Annotated in this window: 21 protein-coding genes, 1 tRNA gene and 1 pseudogene; 11 read left to right on the top strand and 12 right to left on the bottom strand. The window is 46.5% G+C overall.

The features are described 5' to 3' along the window. Nucleotides 1–81: 81 nt before the first annotated feature. Nucleotides 82–981 carry a multiheme c-type cytochrome gene (locus tag WHS43_02440; protein ID MEJ5338494.1) on the bottom strand — a complete coding sequence of 300 codons (900 nt, stop codon included), beginning with the start codon at nt 979–981 and terminating at the stop codon, nt 82–84. 35 nt (nt 982–1,016) lie between these two features. Between WHS43_02440 and WHS43_02435 the strand changes: the two genes are divergently transcribed. Next, nucleotides 1,017–1,089, top strand: a tRNA-Phe gene (locus tag WHS43_02435). A 160-nt stretch (nt 1,090–1,249) separates the two neighbouring features. Here WHS43_02435 and WHS43_02430 read toward each other — a convergent pair. After that, nucleotides 1,250–1,582 (bottom strand): annotated as a pseudogene (locus WHS43_02430) (MnmC family methyltransferase). Nucleotides 1,583–2,005: 423 nt separating this feature from the next. Beyond that, a complete protein-coding gene (locus WHS43_02425) occupies nt 2,006–2,260 on the bottom strand; it encodes a thioredoxin family protein (protein MEJ5338493.1) in 255 nt (84 codons plus the stop codon). 124 nt (nt 2,261–2,384) lie between these two features. On the opposite strand from WHS43_02425, the gene WHS43_02420 reads away from it, so the two are divergent. The 9 genes from WHS43_02420 (at nt 2,385) to WHS43_02380 (ending at nt 13,576) form a co-directional block, all read left to right on the top strand. Further along, complete coding sequence (locus tag WHS43_02420) at nt 2,385–3,707, top strand: TrkH family potassium uptake protein (protein ID MEJ5338492.1); 1,323 nt, start codon at nt 2,385–2,387, stop codon at nt 3,705–3,707. Further along, nucleotides 3,704–4,345: a TrkA family potassium uptake protein gene (locus tag WHS43_02415; GenBank protein MEJ5338491.1), complete on the top strand. Its 642-nt coding sequence runs from the start codon at nt 3,704–3,706 to the stop codon at nt 4,343–4,345. Before WHS43_02420 ends, WHS43_02415 begins: the two co-directional genes overlap by 4 nt. A 13-nt stretch (nt 4,346–4,358) precedes the next feature. Continuing rightward, entirely contained in the window at nt 4,359–5,465 is a 1,107-nt protein-coding gene (locus WHS43_02410) for an efflux RND transporter periplasmic adaptor subunit (GenBank protein ID MEJ5338490.1), read from the top strand. After that, complete coding sequence (locus WHS43_02405) at nt 5,462–6,682, top strand: ABC transporter permease (protein ID MEJ5338489.1); 1,221 nt, start codon at nt 5,462–5,464, stop codon at nt 6,680–6,682. The genes WHS43_02410 and WHS43_02405 overlap by 4 nt, the downstream gene beginning before the upstream one ends. Beyond that, entirely contained in the window at nt 6,679–7,335 is a 657-nt protein-coding gene (locus tag WHS43_02400; GenBank protein ID MEJ5338488.1) for an ABC transporter ATP-binding protein, read from the top strand. The genes WHS43_02405 and WHS43_02400 overlap by 4 nt, the downstream gene beginning before the upstream one ends. Before the next feature lie 84 nt (nt 7,336–7,419). Beyond that, nucleotides 7,420–10,884: a dissimilatory nitrate reductase subunit NarH gene (gene narG, locus WHS43_02395; GenBank protein ID MEJ5338487.1), complete on the top strand. Its 3,465-nt coding sequence runs from the start codon at nt 7,420–7,422 to the stop codon at nt 10,882–10,884. 13 nt (nt 10,885–10,897) lie between these two features. Next, a complete protein-coding gene (gene narH, locus WHS43_02390; GenBank protein ID MEJ5338486.1) occupies nt 10,898–12,010 on the top strand; it encodes a dissimilatory nitrate reductase subunit NarG in 1,113 nt (370 codons plus the stop codon). A gap of 11 nt (nt 12,011–12,021) precedes the next feature. Further along, entirely contained in the window at nt 12,022–12,858 is an 837-nt protein-coding gene (locus WHS43_02385; protein ID MEJ5338485.1) for an ethylbenzene dehydrogenase-related protein, read from the top strand. A gap of 1 nt (nt 12,859) precedes the next feature. Further along, nucleotides 12,860–13,576, top strand: a complete 717-nt coding sequence (locus tag WHS43_02380) for a molecular chaperone TorD family protein (GenBank protein ID MEJ5338484.1) — start codon at nt 12,860–12,862, stop codon at nt 13,574–13,576. Here WHS43_02380 and WHS43_02375 read toward each other — a convergent pair. Together WHS43_02375 and WHS43_02370 are read right to left on the bottom strand one after the other, a co-directional pair. Then, nucleotides 13,548–14,924 carry a phosphoglucomutase/phosphomannomutase family protein gene (locus WHS43_02375; protein ID MEJ5338483.1) on the bottom strand — a complete coding sequence of 459 codons (1,377 nt, stop codon included), beginning with the start codon at nt 14,922–14,924 and terminating at the stop codon, nt 13,548–13,550. The two genes, WHS43_02380 and WHS43_02375, sit on opposite strands and share 29 nt — an antisense overlap. After that, nucleotides 14,921–15,772 (bottom strand): prohibitin family protein, encoded by an 852-nt coding sequence (locus WHS43_02370; protein MEJ5338482.1) that lies wholly within the window; start codon nt 15,770–15,772, stop codon nt 14,921–14,923. Before WHS43_02370 ends, WHS43_02375 begins: the two co-directional genes overlap by 4 nt. A gap of 42 nt (nt 15,773–15,814) precedes the next feature. Between WHS43_02370 and WHS43_02365 the strand changes: the two genes are divergently transcribed. Continuing rightward, nucleotides 15,815–16,912: an RNA ligase gene (locus WHS43_02365; protein MEJ5338481.1), complete on the top strand. Its 1,098-nt coding sequence runs from the start codon at nt 15,815–15,817 to the stop codon at nt 16,910–16,912. On the opposite strand, the gene WHS43_02360 is transcribed toward WHS43_02365, so the two are convergent. Genes WHS43_02360 through WHS43_02330 form a run of 7 tightly spaced genes read right to left on the bottom strand, consistent with a single transcriptional unit; the run spans nt 16,909 to nt 20,546 of the window. Next, complete coding sequence (locus tag WHS43_02360; GenBank protein MEJ5338480.1) at nt 16,909–17,490, bottom strand: RNA ligase partner protein; 582 nt, start codon at nt 17,488–17,490, stop codon at nt 16,909–16,911. The two genes, WHS43_02365 and WHS43_02360, sit on opposite strands and share 4 nt — an antisense overlap. 14 nt (nt 17,491–17,504) lie before the next feature. Beyond that, entirely contained in the window at nt 17,505–18,317 is an 813-nt protein-coding gene (gene aroE, locus WHS43_02355; protein MEJ5338479.1) for a shikimate dehydrogenase, read from the bottom strand. Further along, nucleotides 18,314–18,565: a NifU family protein gene (locus tag WHS43_02350; GenBank protein ID MEJ5338478.1), complete on the bottom strand. Its 252-nt coding sequence runs from the start codon at nt 18,563–18,565 to the stop codon at nt 18,314–18,316. The genes aroE and WHS43_02350 overlap by 4 nt, the downstream gene beginning before the upstream one ends. Nucleotides 18,566–18,567: 2 nt before the next feature. Then, the gene (locus WHS43_02345; protein ID MEJ5338477.1) at nt 18,568–18,804 is read right to left on the bottom strand and encodes a DUF1858 domain-containing protein; all 237 of its coding nucleotides are present in this window, start codon (nt 18,802–18,804) and stop codon (nt 18,568–18,570) included. Further along, on the bottom strand, nt 18,801–19,052 hold the full coding sequence (locus WHS43_02340) for a sulfurtransferase TusA family protein (protein MEJ5338476.1): 252 nt from the start codon (nt 19,050–19,052) through the stop codon (nt 18,801–18,803). Before WHS43_02340 ends, WHS43_02345 begins: the two co-directional genes overlap by 4 nt. Next, a complete protein-coding gene (locus WHS43_02335; protein ID MEJ5338475.1) occupies nt 19,042–20,088 on the bottom strand; it encodes a hypothetical protein in 1,047 nt (348 codons plus the stop codon). The genes WHS43_02340 and WHS43_02335 overlap by 11 nt, the downstream gene beginning before the upstream one ends. Further along, entirely contained in the window at nt 20,085–20,546 is a 462-nt protein-coding gene (locus tag WHS43_02330; protein ID MEJ5338474.1) for an iron-sulfur cluster assembly scaffold protein, read from the bottom strand. Before WHS43_02330 ends, WHS43_02335 begins: the two co-directional genes overlap by 4 nt. Between the last annotated feature and the right edge of the window lie 80 nt (nt 20,547–20,626).

Raw genomic sequence — 20,626 nt, 5'->3', positions numbered from 1 at the left:
TTGTAGGAGTAAAAATATTAATAAGTCCTGTCGCATACAATCAATCCACATTTGCTTATAGCATTATAAGAAAAACTTATACTACCTGACTTTGACCTCCTTTATCTTCTCCCTCTCTTCCTTCCAGCTCAGCTTCCTCTGCACGCTGACACTCAGGCTCTCCACCTCCTGCCATGGAAGGTCAATGTAGGTGGGGACACCATACACAAGGGCGTTTTTTGCCTGATAGGAAAGGACTCTTACCACCCTTGCAGACTCTCCTGTGGGAAGGGTTGCGTTCACTATTATGTAGAGCTTTGGGTCCCCCTGGTCTGCGGTGGGCAGGTTGTGGGGAACACCCAGGTTGGTTACCTTAAGCCTCAGAGTTTCTCCCCTTTCCAGCTCAAGGAGCACATCCTCTGGCTTTGCCTTACCAGCAGGAAAGCTGTGGTCATGTCTTGGCTTTTTGCTGTGGAAGTATTCAAAGGGAAACTTCTGAACGAGCCTTTTTTCTCCCATGGAGGGCATGTGGCAGTCTTGACAGGACTTCTGAACCTTTGTTAAATGCCATTCCCTGTATGTTTCCTGATGGCATCCTGCACAGAAGAAGGACTTTGTGTAGTTAAGGTCCTGCCGTGATGGATGAGGTGGAGACCATACTTTGTGGGGTCCGTGCATAGCCTTTGTCTGCTCTTTGAAATGGCAGGCAACGCAGGAAACCCCATCCTCTTTGAACTCAACCCTCAGGACGGGTTTTATCTCCGGGTCAACCTGATGGGGTGCGTGGCAGGAAAGACACTTGGTCTTTGTGTAATCCTCGCTTTCAAGCCTGAACTTTTCGCTCTTCCATGCCATGGCATGCCTGCTCTTTTCCCACTCTCTGAATATCTCCGCATGACAGTCAGAACATCTCTTTGACTGAGGTCTCTGAAGGAGGTCCTTCTCCACAAAAACATCACCGCAGGAGGTGAGAAGAAAAAAGAGCACAAAAAGGGCTGTCATTTTTCCCTCCTTGGATATATAATATTAACTTCACAGGCCCGGTAGCTCAGTTGGTAGAGCACCCGGCTGAAAACCGGGGTGTCGGCGGTTCAAGTCCGCCCTGGGCCATTTTCAGAAGTTCCACCCTTATCCTGTAGTCAAGGAGTATATCCAGAGGCTCACTTTTCATTTCGGGGTCAAGGAAGGGTATGGCATAAGGGGAAAGACAGAGCTTTCTTTTCTCATCCTTTTTGAGCCTTTCTTCACAGCCAAAACACGCTCCCGTTCCTCCCCTCTTCCTGCCCACGCCCTCCGTAGAAAAGAGGCTAAAGCCCAGCTCCTTCAGGGCCTTTCTCACAGGCAGGGAAGAGGTGTAAGAAACCCACACACCATCAGCAACCATAAGTCTCCTTACCTGAGCGAGAAACTGAAGGCTCCACAGCTCTGGATTTCTGTAAGGTGAAAAGCCATCATGAAAAACCGCATGGGCTTCAAAGTCTTTTATCTTCTTTATACTTTCCCTTGCATCCCCAAGGTAAAGCTTAAAACTTACACCATCTTCCTCAAAGCTGGGAAGCTTTTCCAAAATATTTTTGTGGATGCTTCTAAACTCTTTTGGCATTGGTGGAACTTGAGCAGGCACTTCCTTCTCAAGGGATATTATTTCAATCTCTATAAGTGGGTTTATCTCTTTTAACTTTTTGATGGCTACAGCCACATTATAGCCAAGTCCAAAGCCAATATCTAAGATGTTTATCCTTTTGAGGCTTTGTACCTTCTCCAAAAGTCCAGAAGGGTTAAAAAACTTTTCAAGACATTCCCTTATGGCACCGGCAGATAGGCTATGGTACGGTTCTCCGTAATGGGAATGCATAAGAGTAAAATCACCTTCCTGTGTTTTTATAATGCCAGACCCTTCAAGGGAAGGCTTTAACCAAGATTTTAGTTCTAAAACTATACTGCTTAATCTCTCTTCGGGTATATCTATGCCTTCTCTTGTTAAATAGACTTTTATAACCCTTTCAACCTTCATAATTCAATTATTTTAGACCTTGTAATATTTCCTTCTTAGTTCATCTATTACATTTTTATCAACAATGCCTTCTGCTACGATCTTTCCATTTATAACAAGGGTTGGCACGCATCTAATTCCATAGTTTTCAGCCAATTTACAGCAACTCCCATCTATACATTCACTTGCCCTATGAACCTCTAAATTCACCAAGGGGAAGCTCTCTCTTATCATGTTTTCCATCTTGTCGCAGAGTTTGCAATCCGCCCTAAAAAGCTCCCATTTCATAGCTTTATCATCTCTCTGTTTATGTAATATAGCAACCTTAGAATTTTGTCAAGGGAATTGCCCTGCGGGGGCTGTTTATAAACTGACCTTGTGAAAACAAATATAATTAAAATTTAACTAAGGCATGAAAAATTTTGAGTGGACGCCACATAGAATATTGCTGACTTCCTACTTAGTAGTAATACTCATAGGCTCCGTCCTTATATATCTTTCCACCACAAGACCTATAAGCTACTTGGACGCCCTTTTTACCGCCACCTCTGCCACAACGGTAACAGGCCTTGTGGTGCTTGACACGGAAAAAGACCTAAACTTCTTTGGAAAGGTTGTGGTATTGGCCCTTATTCAAATAGGTGGCCTTGGATATATGACCCTTACCACTTACTTTTTTATATCCCTTAGGAAGAGGCTAGGTTTGAGAGATAGGCTTATGCTGGCAGAGTCTTTTAACTATCCCGGTATGCATGGGCTTGTAAGGTTTATAAAAAGGATTATACCCATTGTTTTCTTTATTGAGTTCCTTGGCATGCTTGCCCTCTTTCCGCCTTTTCTGTTTAAACTAAGGGACCCAGCAAATGCCTTTTTTGCCAGCCTATTTCATTCTGTTTCCGCCTTCAACAACGCCGGCTTTTCCACCTTTTCTGATAACCTTATGGGTTTTAGGGGAAATGTATGGGTAAACTTGGTTATAAGCCTTTTGATAATCCTTGGTGGGTTGGGCTTTTATGTTATATACGAGCTAATACTCTACAAAAGGGGTGAGATAAGGAGGATTTCTACACATACAAAGCTTGTCTTTTTGTCTTCTTCCTTTCTTATTCTTATAGGCTTTATTTTCCTTCTTTTTGACCTGTGGCGCTTCAAAGATATGTCTTTGGGAGAAAAGGTGCTTGCAAGCTTCTTTCATAGCGTTTCTGCCAGAACGGCCGGCTTTAACACCATAGATATTGCAAAGCTTTCTGAGGCATCCCAGTTTTTGATAATAAACCTTATGTTTGTGGGAGCTTCTCCCGGTGGCACTGGTGGGGGCATAAAAACCATAACGGCTGTGGTGGTCTTTTTGGCTGTGCTTTCTTATATAAAGGGTAGGCAAGATGTGGTAGTCTTTGGAAGGAGGCTCATAGAAGTTCAAGTGCATAGGGCTATGGTTATACTTAGCTTGGCCTTTGCCTACAACACTATTGTGGCCATGCTTCTGGCAGAGATTGAAAACATAAAACTATTGCCCGCTCTCTTTGAGACGGTATCGGCCTTTGCTACTGTGGGGCTTTCTTTGGGCAATCCTAAGGGCCTTAGCCTCTCTGCAGACTTTTCTCCCTTGGGTAAAGGCCTTATAATTCTAAGCATGCTCATAGGAAGGGTGGGCCTGCTTGGCTTTATGCTTGCCCTTGTGGGTAAAGAAAAACCAACTCATGTAAAACTTCCTGAGGCGAGGCTTTTGATATGAAGAAGGTTTTTGGAGTTATTGGACTTGGAAGGTTCGGTTTTAACGTGGCAAAGACCTTGGCCGAAGGCGGTGCGGAGGTTATAGCCTGTGATGTGGATGAGGAGAAGGTAAAGGCCATAGCGGAGCTTGTATCTCAAGCCTTCATACTTGATGCCACCAATGAAAAGGCCCTAAAGGAGTCTGGCATAGCCAATGCGGATGTGGTGATAGTGAGCATAGGGGAAAACATTGAGGCAAGCATACTCGTGGTGGTTCAGCTCATGGAGCTTGGAGTGAAAGAGATAATAGCCAAGGCGGTCAACCCACTTCATGGAAGAATTCTTGAAAGGCTTGGGGTGAGCAGGGTAATACATCCTGAAAGGGATATGGCCATAAGGCTTGCCCATTCTCTTCTCATGGGTGGCTTTATAGAGGAGATACCCATAGCGGAAAACTACAGCATATTTGAAATGAAGCCACCGCAGAGACTTCACAACAGAACCCTCAGGGAGCTTGACCTCAGAAGAAAATACGATGTGACAGTGCTTGCCATAAAGAGGGGCGAAAGGTTCATAGTTAACCCATCAGCTGAGGAGGTAATACTTCCAGATGACATTCTGGTGGTATTAGGTAACAGGGAAAGGATAGGGGTTCTGTGATAATATAACAGAGATGCGCAGGCTCCTCCTGGCTCTTCCCTTAATCTTTATTGCGCTCCTTGTGCTTTTGCTCGCAGTAAGAGGAAACAGGGAAAACTACGCAGTGGCAAAGGAGGAAGAGGTAAAGATACTGGTTTACGGCTCCGGTTTTGCAAAGGCGAGCCAGTATGTGGTGGTAAGGGCTGAAGTTTCCGGACATGTGAAGGAAGTTTATGTGAAGGAGGGGGACTTTGTAAGAAAGGGGCAGGTGCTTGCCCTGATGGATGCAGGACCCCTGGAGGCGGGCATAAGGGAGGCATCAGAGAGGCTCAATCTTGTGCGTGAGAGGCTGAAGGAAGGCTCACCCTATCTGAGAAGCCTTGAAAATGCCGTTGAATCTTCACGCGTAAGTATGGAAAACAGCAGGAGGCTTTTTGAGAGAAGGGAAAGGCTCTTTTCACAGGGTCTTATACCGAGAGAAACCTATGAGCAGAGCAGAACTCAGTATGAACTGGCCTCAAAAGAGCATGAAAGGGCAAAAAGTAGCTACGAGGATGCCATAAACTCTCTCAGGTCTGAGGAAAGGGTGCTTCTGGCGGAGAGGGAAAGGCTCATAAGAGAAAAGGAAAAATACACCATAAAAAGCCCCATAGAGGGGTATGTGCTGAAAAAGTTTGTAAACCCCGGTGATTACATAAACCACATAAGTCAGGAAAACAGACTCTTTTCAGTGGGTTCAGGAGGATGGGAGGTATGGCTTGAAGTGGATGAGGAGTATGCCAGTATGCTGAAGGAGGGACAGAGGGTTCTTCTAAGGGTGGATGCATACCCTGAAAGAAGTTTTGAGGGAAGGGTCTTTCAGGTAGTAAGGGAAGTGGACAGAAGCAGAAAGCTCATAACGGTAAAGGTAAGTGCAGAACTGCCAGAAGACCTTCCCAACGGCTCAACGGTGGACGGTCAGATAGAGGTGGAGAGGAAGAGAGCTCTTCTCATACCGGCGGTGGCTTACAGAGAAGGGCATGTGCTTCTTTACGACGGGGTGAGAAGGGTAAAGACTCCCGTAAAGGTTGGGAGGAGATACGGAGAGTATTTTGAGGTATTAGAGGGACTCAGGCCGGGTGACAGAGTAATACTGCCATGAGACATGTGCTCTTTGTTGCCTTCAAACTTCTCCTTGAAAGGAAAAGACAGACGCTTGTTTCTGTGGTTGGCGTTTCCATAGGAGTTTCCGCCTTCATAGTGATGAGCTCCCTTATGCTTGGTTTTCAGAACTACTTTATACAGCAGGTCATAGACCTAGAGCCACATATAAGGATAAAGCCGAGGGAAGAGCATCAGCAGGTGGAGGCTACAGCCCTTCTTCTTGGTGAAAAACCCAGGGAAAAGGACAGAATACTGGGATGGCAGGATTTGGTGCAGAGGCTTGAGGACAACTCGGAAGTTCTGGGTGTGGCACCCAGGCTCGTAAGCAGAGGAATCCTCAAGTATGGAGTAAAAGACAAGCCAGTAACTCTTCTGGGTATAGACCCACAGAGAGAGCCAAAGGCCTCCGTAATAGAAAGATTTCTGGTTCACAAAAACCTGCGAAGGCTTGAGACAAACAGAACCGGTGTCATAGTTGGTGCATTGGTGGCGAAGAGTCTGGGCATTGAAGAGCTGGGTAAAAAACTCCTTCTTGTGGCACCTAACGGGCAGACTATTCTTGTGACTGTAGAGGACTTTTTTGAATCTGGCATTACAAACATTGACGATACCAGGGTTTACATAAACATAAAGACCCTTCAGGGACTACTCGAGAAGGAAGGTGAGGTAAACGAGATTGTGCTGAAAATAAGGGACGTTAACCTGGCTGAGAGGCTGTCAAGGAAACTTCAGAGCTCTATAACTTACGAGGTAGAAAGCTGGCAGAAGGCATACAGAAACTTTCTTGGTATCTTCAGAATCCAGAATATCATAACCTACATGATTGTCTTTGCCATACTCACCGTGTCCGCCTTTGGAATCTTCAACATAATAATGATGACAGTCCTTGAGAAAAAGAAAGACATAGCCATACTCATGGCTATGGGCTTTACAAGAAAGGATGTTCTGCTCATCTTTATGCTTGAAGGTTTCGTAGTGGGAGTGCTTGGAGCCCTTCTGGGCTCGGTGCTTGGCTTTGGACTTCAGGAATACTTGGAATCTGTAAGGCTTGACGTGGAAGGGCTTATAAGAACAAGGGGCTTTGTGCTTGACAGAAGTCCTATCTTCTACTTCTACGCACTTATTTTTTCCCTCTTCTTCTCCCTTCTTGCCAGCCTTTATCCCTCCTACAGGGCAAGCAGACTCAACCCGGTGGATATATTCAGAAGCCAATGAAGGTGTTGGAGCTCAAAGGTGTAAAAAAATCCATAGGTCAGGAGCAGATTCTAAAGGGTATAGACCTGAGCATTCTGAAAGGGGAGTTTGTTGCCATAATTGGAGCCAGCGGTTCTGGGAAGAGCTCCATGCTCTACATCATGGGTTTGCTTGACAGACCAACAGAGGGCCATGTTTTTTTTGAAGAAGAAAAGATTGACTTTTCAAATGAGAAAAGGCTCTCAGAGATAAGAAACAGGAAGATAGGCTTTGTATTTCAGTTTCATTACTTAATACCTGAGTTCACCCTTCTTGAGAACGTGATGCTTCCGGCGGTGAAGATGGGTATGCATAGGAAAGAGGCAGGGGAAAGGGCTTACGAGCTCCTGAAGAGGCTTGGTCTTGAAGGAAAGGAGAGAAGAAAGATTTATCAGATATCTGGAGGGGAAATGCAAAGGGTCGCCATAGCAAGGGCACTCATAAACAGGCCCTCTGTAATACTTGCTGACGAGCCAACTGGAAATCTTGACAGCAAAAACACCCAGAAGGTGATGGAGATATTCAGAGAGATAAACTCGGAAGGGACTACCATAGTCATGGTAACCCACGAGCTGGAGCTTGCCGAGCTCTCCCAGAGGATAGTGGAGATGAAAGATGGTGCAATTTTAAGATAAAAATATAAGAATATTAATACTTGACATATGATATGGAATGGCTTATGATTATAAGTATGATTTTAATCAACAGGAGGTGAAGCCATGGGAGACCTCACTCGTAGAGACCTTATAAAGGCTGGTGCTCTGAGCCTGAGCGCTCTTTCCAGCCCTGCCTTCTCTGCCATAAGGGTCTTTGAACCGGTTGTAAAGGTGGAAAATCCACTCTCCTACTATCCAAACAGAGACTGGGAGAGATTTTACAGGGACATATACCGTTCTGAATCATCTTTTGTCTTTCTCTGTGCCCCCAACGACACACACAACTGTCTGCTGACAGCCCATGTGAAGAACGGAGTAATAACAAGGATAGAGCCCACTTATAAGTTTGGTGAGGCAACGGACATATACGGGCTTAGAGCTTCCCACCGGTGGGATCCGAGGTGCTGTAACAAGGGCATAGCCCTTATGAGAAGGTTTTACGGGGACAGAAGGGTAAAGGGTGCAATGGTGAGAAAGGGTTTCTACGAGTGGTATAAGGCTGGTTTTCCAAGAGACCCCAAGACAGGAAAGCCCCCAGAGAAATACTTCCAGAGAGGAAAGGATAAGTTCATAAAAGTCACATGGGATGAAGTGGCAGACATAATCGCAAAGACGCTCATAAACATAGCAACCACCTACTCTGGGGAGGAGGGAAGAAGAAAACTTGAAGCACAGGGACATTATCCTAAGCCGATGATTGACGCAATGGAGGGTGCGGGCACCAGAGTTCTCAAGTTCAGGGGTTCAATGCCCTTCCTCGCAGTTGTAAGGTATACATCTCCTTACAGGATGGCAAACATGTTGGCTCTTCTTGACAGTCACATAAGGGGTGTCGGACCAGATAAAGCTCTTGGTGGAAGGGGGTGGGACAACTACGCCTTCCATACAGACCTCGCACCCGGGCATCCCATGGTTTCTGGGCAGCAGAACGTAGAGTTTGACCTATGCATGTTTGAACATTCAAAGCTCCTCATACTATGGGGCATGAACCCCTTTACCACAAAGATGCCTGACTGTCACTGGCTAACAGAGGCAAGGATAAAAGGTTCCAAGGTTATAGTCATATCCAACGACTATTCACCCACGGCAAGGTCTGCAGATGAGCTTATTGTGGTTAGGACTGGAACGGACACAGCGCTTGCCCTGTCAATAGCCTACGTGATAATGAAGGAAAAACTCTATCAGGAAAGGTATGTGAAAAGCTTTACCGATATGCCCCTACTCGTCAGGATGGATAATGGAAAGGTTTTGAGGGCAATGGACATTATACCCAACTATCAACCCAAACCACTTAAAAAGGCTGTTACCTTTAAGCCCGGTGAACCCCTCCCGCCCTTCTACAAGCAGGACAAGCAGTACATACCAGAGTCAATAAGGCATAATGATATGAACGACTTTGTGGTCTGGGACACAAAGACAAATTCTCCAAAGGTTATAACAAGGGATGATGTGGGTGAGGACTTCTGGAAACTTGGTATAGACCCTGCCCTGACCGGAAGCTATAAGGTTAAGACAGTTGATGGTAAAGAAATTGAAGTAAAGCCCCTCTTTCAGGTTTACCTTGAGTTCTTTGAAAGCAATTACACGCCCAGGCAAGCTGAAATGATAACTGGCGTTCCAGCAAAGAAGATAGAGTCCCTTGCAAGGGAGATAGCAAAGCATCCAAGAAACATGAAGCTGGCTCAGGGTATGGGTGTAAACCAGTATCAGCATGCAGACCTGAAGGACAGGGCTATGTATATGATATGTGCCCTGACCGACAACATCGGTCATGAAACTGGAAACATAGGTTCATATGCAGGAAACTTCAGGCTCGCTCTGTTTAACGGGGCACCACAATATCTTGCAGAGGACCCATTCAATGTAGAACTTGACCCCAAAAAGCCTGCAAGGGTTAAGTTTTACTGGAAGCCAGAATCCGCCCACTACTACTCCCACGATGACCACCCCCAGTATATGGGTGAACATCTCATCACCGGTAAAACACACATGCCAACGCCCACAAAATTCATATGGTTTGTTGATGCTAACTCAGCCCTTGGAAACGCCAAGTGGAAATACAACATAATAATGAACACTCTTCCAAAGATTGAGTGCATAGTTACCAACGAATGGTGGTGGTCTCTTACCTGTGAATACTCGGACATAGTCCTTGGTGTGGATGCATGGAATGAGAACAAATACTGGGATATAGCAGGCTCTGTTACAAATCCCTTTGTGTACGTATGGCCTAAGACAGGGCACAGGAGGTTCTTTGACACAAAGAACGATGCAGAAACCTTTGCCCTCGTTGCCAACAGGCTGACAGAACTTACAGGTGATGAAAGGTTCAGAAACTACTGGAAGTTTGTCTTAGAAGGAAAGCAGGATGTGGTTTATGTTCAGAGAGTTATAGACGCTTCATCAAACTTGAGGGGATACAGGCTTGAGGATATAGCCAAGAAAGCCCATGAAGGCATACCATCCCTGATAATGACGAGAAGTTATCCCAAGTATGTGGGTGAAGACCAGACAAAAGAAAATATGCCATGGTATACCAAGAGCGGAAGGCTTGAGTTTTACAGAGAAGAAGATGAGTTTATAAATGCTGGAGAGAACCTTCCAGTATACAGAGAACCCATTGATTCAACCCATCACGAACCCAACGTAATCGTGGCAAAACCATATCCACTTTTGAAACCCAAGAAACCAGAAGATTATGGAGTAAGCAGCAAGGATGCCCTACTGAGCACAGAGTGGAGGCAGGCGAGAAATGTGCTTGTAGAACCGGAAAAGCTACCTGGAACAAAGCATCCTCTCATAGTAACTGTAGGAGCAACCCACATAGTTCACACGCCCAAATACAGGCATGCAGCACATACAACAACGGGGGACACGGATGTAACCACTCTTCTTTTTGGACCCTTCGGAGACATTTACAGACACGATAAGAGAATGCCCTTTATCTCCGAAGCATACATAGATATAAACCCTAAGGACCTTCAGAAAATGGGCATACAGGATGGCGACTATGTTTACGTGGATGCAGACCCTCAGGATAGACCCTTTGAAGGCTGGCAAAAGAGAAAAGAGGATTATGAGGTTGGTAGACTTCTTTTAAGGGCACGGGCTTCCAACAACACACCGCCAGGCTGTGCCAAGATATGGTTCAACATGTATGGCTCTTCCCATGGAACTGTAAGAGGAACAAGGGTAAGAAGGGACGGTATGGCAAAGAACCCGGATACAAACTACCAGTCACTATACAGGTGTGGAAGCCATCAGTCCGTTACAAGGGGATGGTTTAAGCCCACATACCAGACCGATACTCTTATAAGAAAGAATCTTATGGGTCAGATAATAGGAAAGGGCTTTGAGCTTGATGTGCACGGACTTATAGGAGCTCCAAGAGAGGGCTTCTGCAGGATAAGCAAGGCGGAGGACGGTGGCATAGGTGGAAAGGGTATGTGGAGACCTGTAAAACTTGGCTTTAGACCTACAACAGCTTCAGAAGCCCTCAAGAAATACCTGCAAGGTAAGTTTGTTTGAAAGGAGGTGAGCCATGGCGCACAAAGCCTACAACTGGCAACTTAACAGGGAAGTTAACTATCCCTACGAGCCCAAGAGACCAAAGAAACAGTTCGCGATGGTTATGGACCTCAACAAATGCATAGCCTGTCAGACATGCACAGTAGCCTGCAAGACCACATGGACACCCGGAAGAGGTCAGGAGTATATGCTCTGGAACAATGTGGAGACAAAACCTTGGGGCTTTTATCCTCTCGGCTGGGATATAAAGCTTCTTGAACTTCTTGACGGTAGCAAGAAAACTGTCTTTGATGCACCAGAAGGAGAAATAGTTCTCGGATGGAAGCCTGATGAGCTTGACTGGATGTATCCAAACGTGGGTGAGGACGAGGTCAACGAGCCAGTAGATGTGGGGACTGTCCTTGAAAACCTACCCCATCCAATATGGATGTTCTACCTTCCAAGAATATGCAATCACTGCACCTATCCTGCATGCCTCGCCGCCTGTCCAAGACAGGCAATATACAAGAGGGAAGAGGATGGAATAGTACTCATAGACCCAGAAAGGTGTGAGGGTTATCAAGAATGCATAAAGGCCTGTCCTTACAAGAAAACACATTTCAATTTTGTGGCAAGAATCTCTCAGAAGTGTATCGGATGCTTCCCAAGGGTTGAAGATGGCTACCAGCCTCAGTGCGTCATAACCTGTATAGGTAAAATAAGGCTCATGGGCTTTATAAGCCCACCTGAAAAGGCAAGACCTGAAAACCCTATAGACTTTCTGGTTCATGTAAAAAAAGTTGCACTGCCAATATATCCTCAAAGTGGGCTTGAGCCTAATGTTTATTACATACCGCCCATAAATGTTCCTGTTAGCTTTCTAAAACAGATGTTTGGGCCTGGTGCAGAACATGCAGTGAAGACATACATGGCTATGAGAGAAGGTAAAGAGCCGGAACTTCAAGCACTTCTGCACCTCTTTGGCTCAACCCCCAGAATACCTCATACCTTCAAGGTAGATAAGAAAGAGGTCGTGGCATACGATGAAGCAGGAAAGGAGATAGTCAGAGTTCCAATGGTTGAGCCTGTTCAATTCAGACCTCACAAAGATGAAAAGCTTGATGTGGTGAGACAGGATATACCTTAAGGAGGTGAGCCATGAGATACACGAAAGCCTTAATCTTAGGGCTTATTTTTTCGGGTGTTACCTTTTCTCAGGAGATGGTATGTAAAAGGGTAAAAAGCCTACCCCTGGACCCATTTGATAAGGTTTGGGCAAGCGTCAAGCCTTTAGATGTTTCTCTCAGTGGTCAGGCTGTAACTGTTCCGATGGAACTTAAACCTTCAGTAACAAGCATTGCTGTAAGATGTCTCAACGATGGGAAAAGTATAGCCTTTCATATGACCTGGTCTGATAAAACTGAAGACAGGTTTCACCTCATCGGTAAATTCTCTGATGCTGTGGCGGTTCAGATTCCTTATAAGCCTTCTGCAGATGTTCCGGTAACCATGGGAGACAAAAGTCAGAGAGTTCTAATACTACACTGGAGTGCCTTCAGACAAGAGAATATAGAAAAAGGTTATTCCGACACTGCGAAGATATATCCTAATTATGCCTATGACTGGTACCCACACGCAGATCCACCTTATAGGTATCCTGAGAATTGGGCAAACCAGTATGCTTTGAATTACATAGGCGGTGAGAAGGTCTTCAGAAAGAACACCTTTAACACACCAGTAAGGGAAGTGATTGCAGAGGGGTATGGTTCTTCCACATGGAAAGATATACAGGGGGCAGAGGGCAAAGGTGTTTACAGGAATGGAAAATGGCATGTGGTTATAAAGAGGGTTTTTGTAGAAGAGAGCACTTCAAACCCTGAATGGGGACCTGGCAAGGAAACCTTCGCCAGCTTTGCAGTGTGGGATGGAGCCAACGGAGAAGTGGGGGCAAGGAAGTCTCTAAGCTATTCATGGATAAGGCTAAAGGTGGAGTGAGATGGAACTTTATAAAGCCTTCCTTTACAAGTTTATATCGCTGGCTTTTGAATATCCAGGGGAGGACTCCCTGAAGGCTTTAAAAGAAAGTCTTGAGGACCTCTCCCTGAGCCTTAGAAACCTTGGCATTGATTTTGATGTAGAAGCTCTGAAAGCATGTCTGCAGGAGTACGAGGGAGAAGAAAGGCTTTTGGACCTCCAGTGCGACTGGAATTCCCTTTTTGCCACATCTCTGAAGGCGCCCAGCTGGGAGACTGCTTACGAGCTTGAAAAGGCAGGAAGGAAAGCTCAAGAGCTTGCGGACATAGAAGGTTTTTACAGAGCCTTTGGTCTTGAAGTAAGGCAGGGATACGAGCCGGATGGATTAATTCCTCAGCTGGAATTTTTGAGCCTTTTGCTCCTGAAAAAGGTCCATGCGGACGAGGCAGAAAAGGCGGAGATAGCCAGCAAGGGCTACGAGTATTTCTTTAGAGACCACCTCGGAAGGTGGTACAGACTCTTCTGCCAGCTAGTTGAAGAGGAAACTCAGGAGGAGTACTACAGGCTCATGTCAAAGCTGATGCGTTCTTTCCTTGACAGAGAAAGGCAAGAGATAGGAGTTGTGCTTGACCTTATAGAGTACAGAAAGGAAATGCTTGAGGGTTCCACATGGGAGTGCGGTATAGAAGGCAAGACACCGCAGATGTTTATCAATCAAAAAGCTCCACCGCCCTCCTGAGAACTTCCTCGAGCTCATCCTTGCTGGGCATCTCTGCGTAAACTCTTATGAGGGGCTCAGTGCCGGAGGCTCTGAATAGCACCCACCCGTCGTTTTCAAAGACCAGCTTGAGACCATCAAGGGTTATGACCTTTGAGACCTTCATGTTCCCGAGCCTCTCCGGTGGGTTCTTTATGAGTTCCCTGAGCTTCTGCTTTTTGTCCTCCTCCGCATGAAAGTCAACTCTTTTGAAGTGTGCTTCCCCGTAGTTTTTGAATATCTCCTCTATCACTTCAGAGAGAGGTTTGTCCTTGAGCATAAGGAGCTCAAGTATGTTAAGTCCAGTGAAAAGCCCATCCCTCTCTGGAAGAAAGTCCACAATGCCGTAACCACCGCTTTCTTCTCCCCCGAATATGACCCTTTCTTTCAGGATTACCTCGTTTATGTTTTTAAAGCCCACAGCCACTTCTTTCAGCTCCACACCTTCAGTCCTGCATATTCTGTCCGCAAGGTATGTGGTGGAGACGGTCTTTACTACAACACCATTCCTCATACCCTTGTTTCTGAGAAGATGATAAAGAAGCAGAACGTATATCAGCTGGGCGTTCACAAAGCTTCCCTTATCATCCACAAGGGCTATCCTGTCCCCATCCCCGTCGTTGGCTATGCCAAGGTGAGCTTTCAGAGCCTTCACTTTGAGCATAAGAGGTTCAAGGTGCTTCTCCACCGGCTCTGGCGCATGCCCTCCAAAGAGGGGGTCCCTGTAGCTCCTTATCTGATGCACCCCTATCCTCGTGCCGGAAAGCACATGGGAGTATGTTCCCAGAGCAGAGCCATACATGGCGTCGTGCACAAGAAGCATGTCCTTCTGTGAGAAAAGTTCCATGTTTACCCTGCTCTTTACCTCCCTTGTGTATTCGCCCCAGACGTTTACATACTCGGGCTGGAACTTTTCAGGCTTTACAACTTCTGCAAACTTCAGCTCTTCCTCCACCTGCGCTATAAACTCCGGCGTGGCGGAGCCACCAAAGGAGTCCTTTATCTTGTATCCGTTATACTCTGGAGGGTTATGGGAGGCAGTTATCACAACCCCATTGTCAAAGCCCATATACTTGACAGCAAAAGAGACCATGGGCGTGGTGCAGGCTTTGTTGGTAAGAAAGCACTCAAAGCCAAGCGCTCTGAAAACCCTGTAGACCTCGAGGGCGAAGTGCTCGGACATAAAGCGGTTGTCATAGCCCACTACCACCTTCTTCTTTCCCTGTTTCTGAAGAACTCTTGCATGGGCATGGGCAACTTTCCTTACATTTTCAAAGGTAAAGGAATCACCTATTATGGCTCTCCAGCCGTCGGTGCCGAATTTAATCATTTTTGACCTCCCTGCGGTATGTTTATAATGGGTGTCATTCTGGTATCGTAGGGCAGAAGTATTATGGTGTTATTCTGACTTCTGGCATACTCTTGGATGTTCTCTATGAACTTCCACATAAGGTATTCCCTCGTAAGAGAACCTGCTATTATTCTGTTCGCCTCTGCTATACCCTGTGCTTCCACTTTTTTCCTTTCGGCCTCAAGTTTTTCTTTCTCTAAGAGAAACTGCATCCTCTGAGCTTCTTCGTAGGCCTTCCTTTTTTCTTCTATAGCTTTGACCACACTCTCTGGAAGTCTTATATCTCTTATGAGCACATCCTCAAGAAGCAAATATCTTCTCGCAAGCTGTCCGGCCACTTCTCTCTTTATTCTCTCCTGCAGTTTCTGTCTTTCCTGATAGACTATAGAACTTTCCATTTCAGCTATGGCGTCTCTTACTGCTGTTCTCACTATCTGTTTTATTACCTTTTCTTCATAGTCTGGTCCGTATTCTCTTATAAGCTCCGGAGCTTTTTGGGCATCAACCCTGTAAAGCACCGCTACATCCATGTTTACAGGCAACCCATCCCTTGAGAGAGTGCTTATAGGGTTCTGTTTTTCTCGGGTGAACTCTACAGCCCTTGTTCTTATCTCAACCTTTTCAACTGTCTGCAGAAGTGGAATCCTCAAGTGCAGTCCTTCCACTAATGGGGTCGGGTCAATCTTACCAAGTGTTCTCTTAACCCCTACAAAGCCAGACTGAACTATTACAAGAGGGTTACCCGCAAGGACAAGAAAAAGTATTAGTAATATAAAGACTACAAAGTATCCCACAGACTTAAAGCCATCAAAAGCAGAGCCTTTCACGCTTAACTTCTCCTCAAAAGAAATTATAATTTAGACCTGTATATGATAGCGCAGGATACATTGAAGGAAGCTCTCAAAAGGAACAGGCTGAAAAGCGAGTCCTTTGGAGATTTTGAATACCTCCGTTTTACCGATGACTTTAAAGACATTCCAAGGGGGACAGTCCTTTTCAAAGACACCGTCATTTGGGGCTATCCCCACATAGGGAGGATATTCCAGCTCTCCACGGGCATTCCCGAGCAGTTTGAAGCCCCCTTCTGGGTGGAGGAGAAGGTGGATGGCTACAACGTGAGGGTTTTTATGCACGATGGTGAGGTCTATGCCCTTACGAGGGGTGGGTATGTGTGTGCCTTCAGCACCGACAGGGTTCTTGACTTTGTGGACAGGAGGTTCTTCGAAGATAATCCTGACCTTGTGCTCTGTATGGAGGTGGCAGGTCCTGAAAATCCCTACGTGGAGGAAAGCCCACCTTACATAAAGGAGGACATCAGATTTTTCCTCTTTGACATCATGCGTAAGAATTCTCAGGGGTTTCTGCCCTACAGAGAAAAGCTAAGGCTCATCGAAAAATACGGTCTTCCCAGCGTGGAAAGGTATGGTCTGTACACCCCCGAGCAGGTTGAAGACCTTAAGGAGCTTCTCAGAAGGCTAAACGAAGAAGGGAGGGAAGGCGTTGTTATGAAAGAGGACTCAGAGAGGGATAAGAGGGTCAAATACATAACAAGCTACGCAAACCTGAACGATATAAGGATAACCTCGCTCAACATGCTCGGTCTTCCTGCGGATTACTACACCAACAGGCTTCTCAGGCTTGCCCTCTTCATAGAAGAGGAGGGGCTTAAGAAGGATGAGGAGCTGTATAGAGAACTGGGGGAGGCTTTTCTCACAGGTCTCTTTGAGGCATGCAAGATGGCAAGAGAAGAGGGAAAGGTGCGCAGGGTTTTCAGATGCAGGTTTAGAAAAAGGGAGAATGCGCTCGTATTTCTGGAGCAGATAAAACATGCATCCGTTCACATACAGGTAAACCAGTTAGCCCTGAGACAGGAAGGAGAATTCTGGCTTCTTGAGTTTGAAAAGGTCTTTCTTAACATGACTGGGCTTCTGGGGCATTTACTGAAGGGCGGCTCCCTGATAGATTAAGTTCTTACGGTCTGGCTTTCAAGTATAAACCTGAAGCCTCTGGGGTCTATGAGCTTTATTCCCACCTTGTCCGCCCAGCTTCTGAGCCCCTCATCACCGGAGACTAATATACCATCAAGTTCGTAGGCAAGCAGCAACACATCAAGGTCCTCCTTACTGTCTATTATGCCTGTCCTCAGAGCCTCTCTGTATTTGTCTCTCAGCTTGTTTATTAACTTTCCCACATCTTCCTGTGAGAGCTTTCCTGCCTCCTTTGTGTGCTCTTCCGCTATGCGTAGCCCCTTGTTTATCCTGTATCTTACCTCTTCTATAAACTCGTAGAGAAACTCTGCGGGCACCATCAGGTTGAATCTGCGGGGGGAACGAATCCTGACTGCCAGTTCAAACTTTGGCTTCAGGCTCCCGAGTTCCACCATCTTGTTGAACTCCTCATACACGGAGGTGGGCATGTAGAACTGTGCCCTGCTGTGAGAAGCAAGCGTAATAAAGTTTTCTATGGCTCCAAGCTGGTCTTTTTCGAACTGAGAGTAGACATCTGGATTGGTAAAGACGCTGGTGTCAAGCACAAAGATGTCCATTGTTTTTAATTATATTACCCTCTGTATTCCTCAACAGCTTTTCTGACCACCTCGTAGGGCACTTCCAGCCCGGTCCATATTTTAAAGCTTTCCATGCCCTGATAGAGAAGCATGTCAAGTCCGTCCTGAAAGGGACAGCCCTTTTCCATGGCAGCCTTCAGAAGGGGCGTCTGACTGTATATTATGTCCATCACTCTGTGCTCCGGTCTGAGAAGACCGTAATCAAAGATGGGAGGGTCGTCGCCTCTGAGACCAGAGGAGGTGGTATTTACAATAAGCTCTACTTCCTCAAGCACCCTTTCCACGCTCTCTACAACCCTGCATCCAAAGTGCTCGCAGAGACTTTCTGCTCTCTCCCTTGTCCTGTTCCACAGGAAAACCTCCGCCCCTTCAGCCCTGAGAGCATAAACTATTGCCCTCGCAGAACCCCCAGCACCCAGCACGAGGGCTTTTATTCCAGAGAGCTCGGGAGTCAATTTTCTGACAGACTTCAGAAATCCTATCCAGTCGGTGTTGTAGGCGTATATTCCCTCCTCTGTAACCTTCAAAGTGTTGGCAGAGCCTATGGCTTCAGCATGCCTGTCTTTGAAGTCTGCAAGCTCAAGGGCTCTTTCCTTGTGGGGGAGTGTGATGTTGACACCTCTTATGCCAAGGGCTTTTAGACCACTCAGGGCAGGCTCAAAGTCTTCAGGTTTTACCTCAAAGGGGACATAAACAGCATTGATTGAAAAGTGCTCAAAGGCTCTGTTCTGAAAGACTGGAGAAAGGGAGTGCTTTACGGGGTAGCCCAGTATACCATGTACCTGCGTCCTTCCATCAAGGGTCATCCAATCTGATACTTGGGTTGAAGAATTTCCACCTTTTTGACCCAGCTGAGATTACCCTTTATTGCCATGTCCACCACGTTTTTCACGCTTACGTCCGCTATTGGACAGTCGGTGCAGCCGCCCTCAAACTGAAGGTAAACCTCACCTTCCCTTATGTCTACCACCTTTAGGTCTCCGTGGTGCTCCTTAAGGGCTGGTCTTATTCTTTCCAGTATCTCTTCCACCTCTCTTAGCTCATTCTCCTTCATGATTAATCCTCCAGCTGTCTGTATAAATCTTGTATCTCCTGCCAGAGATTTCCCTGAGCTTCATCATCCAGGTCCATCAATCTGCAAAAACCCTTAAGGGTCAGCTTATCAGCCACCACATCCTCAATATCCTCCTCCTCAAGGGTGCGATAGCCATACCTCATGAGGATTTCCCTTGCCTGGGGAAAGTTTTTGAGAAGCTCCATAAGGTTGGTGTCCAACGTGATTCTTTCCTTCATGTTTCCTTTACCTTTTTCACAAAGAGATGATACTCGCCATCTTCCTCATAAAGCCCGAGAAACTCCTGACCTGTAGCCTTGCACCATGCAGGTATGTCTTCCACCACACCCGGGTCATCTGCCACAAGCTCAAGCACCTGACCAACCTGCATGGTCTTTATGACCTTTGCAGTCTCCGCAACGGGGACTGGACAGAAGGTCCCCACCACATCATGAACCACGTCCGGTTCTATGTTTTCAATTCCCATGCTTTGCTCCCTGTCTGTTATATATTTTAAGAGATTCCACAATTTCTTCCTGGGCTGGTTTTCCCCGGAGGGTTTCCTCCTTAGAATTGAAGTTTATAACCACTTCACAAGGTTCATTTTTTGAATATCTTGCCACAATATCTGCCACCAGCTTTTTCTCCTCATCCCTGAGCTCCCCCTTTATGAGGGCAAAGGTGCCCTTCAGGTCCTTTCTGTAGGCGTGGCTGTAGCGGTTTCTGAAGCCCATGAGAAACCTGACTTCCCCCTCGTTCCTTGCAGTTATAAGCCTTGCACCCGAGGGTAGCCTGAAGTGCCTCCCCACAGAAAAAAGCACAAGGTCATCTCTGGTAATGGTGCCTTCCATCTCAAAGGCTTCGCGAAACCTGTAGGCGTAGTTTTCATCTGTAAGATAACAACAGCCTCCAGCTGGCTGCTGGTATTCAAGACTGTATTTCTTGGCAAGGGCTATCTGTTTTTTTCTTCCTCTTCCGCTGATGCCGAGCAGTCTTTCCCTGTCAACCCAGCCTAACCTTTCGGGTATGGTCTCAGGAAGGAGCTTTGCAGAGAGGGGTCTGAGGATGTAGCCCTCAAGCCCGGCTTCCTTCTCTATGAGCATGAGCCTTTCAAAGGTCTGGCTCATGGGCCTCTGTCCCAGCACCTCGCCGGTGACCACAAAGTGGTAGTCCTCTTTCTCCATTATTTCTTTTGTCTTCCTGAGCATGAATATGCGGCAGTCCACGCAGGGGTTTACATTTTTTCCGTAGCCATACTTTGGGTTGAGAATCACATCAAAGTATTCCTGCGACACATCCACCATTTCAATGGGAACATGAAGCTGGGCTGCTGCCCTGAGTGCAGGGTTGACATACTGCGACCCGTCTTCTCTCTTCAGGCCAAGGCGTCTCTTGTGCTCTGTGATGCAAAAGCCAGTGTAGAAGTGAAGGGCCTTAACCTCAATGCCTTGGTCCTGAAGGAGGCGGACCGCTAAACTGCTGTCCAGCCCTCCAGAAAAAAGAGCAACAGCCCTTACTTTCATGTGGAAAGAAATTCAAACTCTCTGCTTTCTTCCTCTTCCTCCTCGTAGCAGTCAGGTATCCTCATGGCTTCTTCAATTCTGCCCTGCTTGAGGAGGTAGTCCTTTATGGCAACGTGCAGTGTCTCAAGCCCCAGGTTTGTGCAGTGTATCTTTTGTGGAGGGAGGCCACCAAGCTCGTCAAATATGTCCTTGTAGGTCAGGTTAAGGGCGTAGGTGAGTGGCTTGCCCTTTATCATCTCTGTCAGCTGTGAGGAGACCGCTATGGCTGAGCCGCAGCCAAAGGTCTTGAACCTCACGTCCTCTATAACATCGTTCTCAGGGTTTACCTTGAGGGTGAAAAGCATGGCATCACCACAGGCTGGATTGCCACACTGACCTATGGCATTGGCATCCTCAAGCACACCCACATTCCGTGGGTTTAGAAAATGGTCAAGCACCTTCTCGCTGTATTCAAACATCTTAACACCTCCTTAACATTGTTCAATTAGAATATGATAGTTTTGTCCAGACTTGCTATGACCTTTATCAAAGATATGGC

The sequence above is a fragment of the Aquificaceae bacterium genome, from assembly GCA_037481935.1.
GTDB lineage: Bacteria > Aquificota > Aquificia > Aquificales > Aquificaceae > Pampinifervens.
This window is presented reverse-complemented; position numbering and strand designations above follow the sequence as displayed.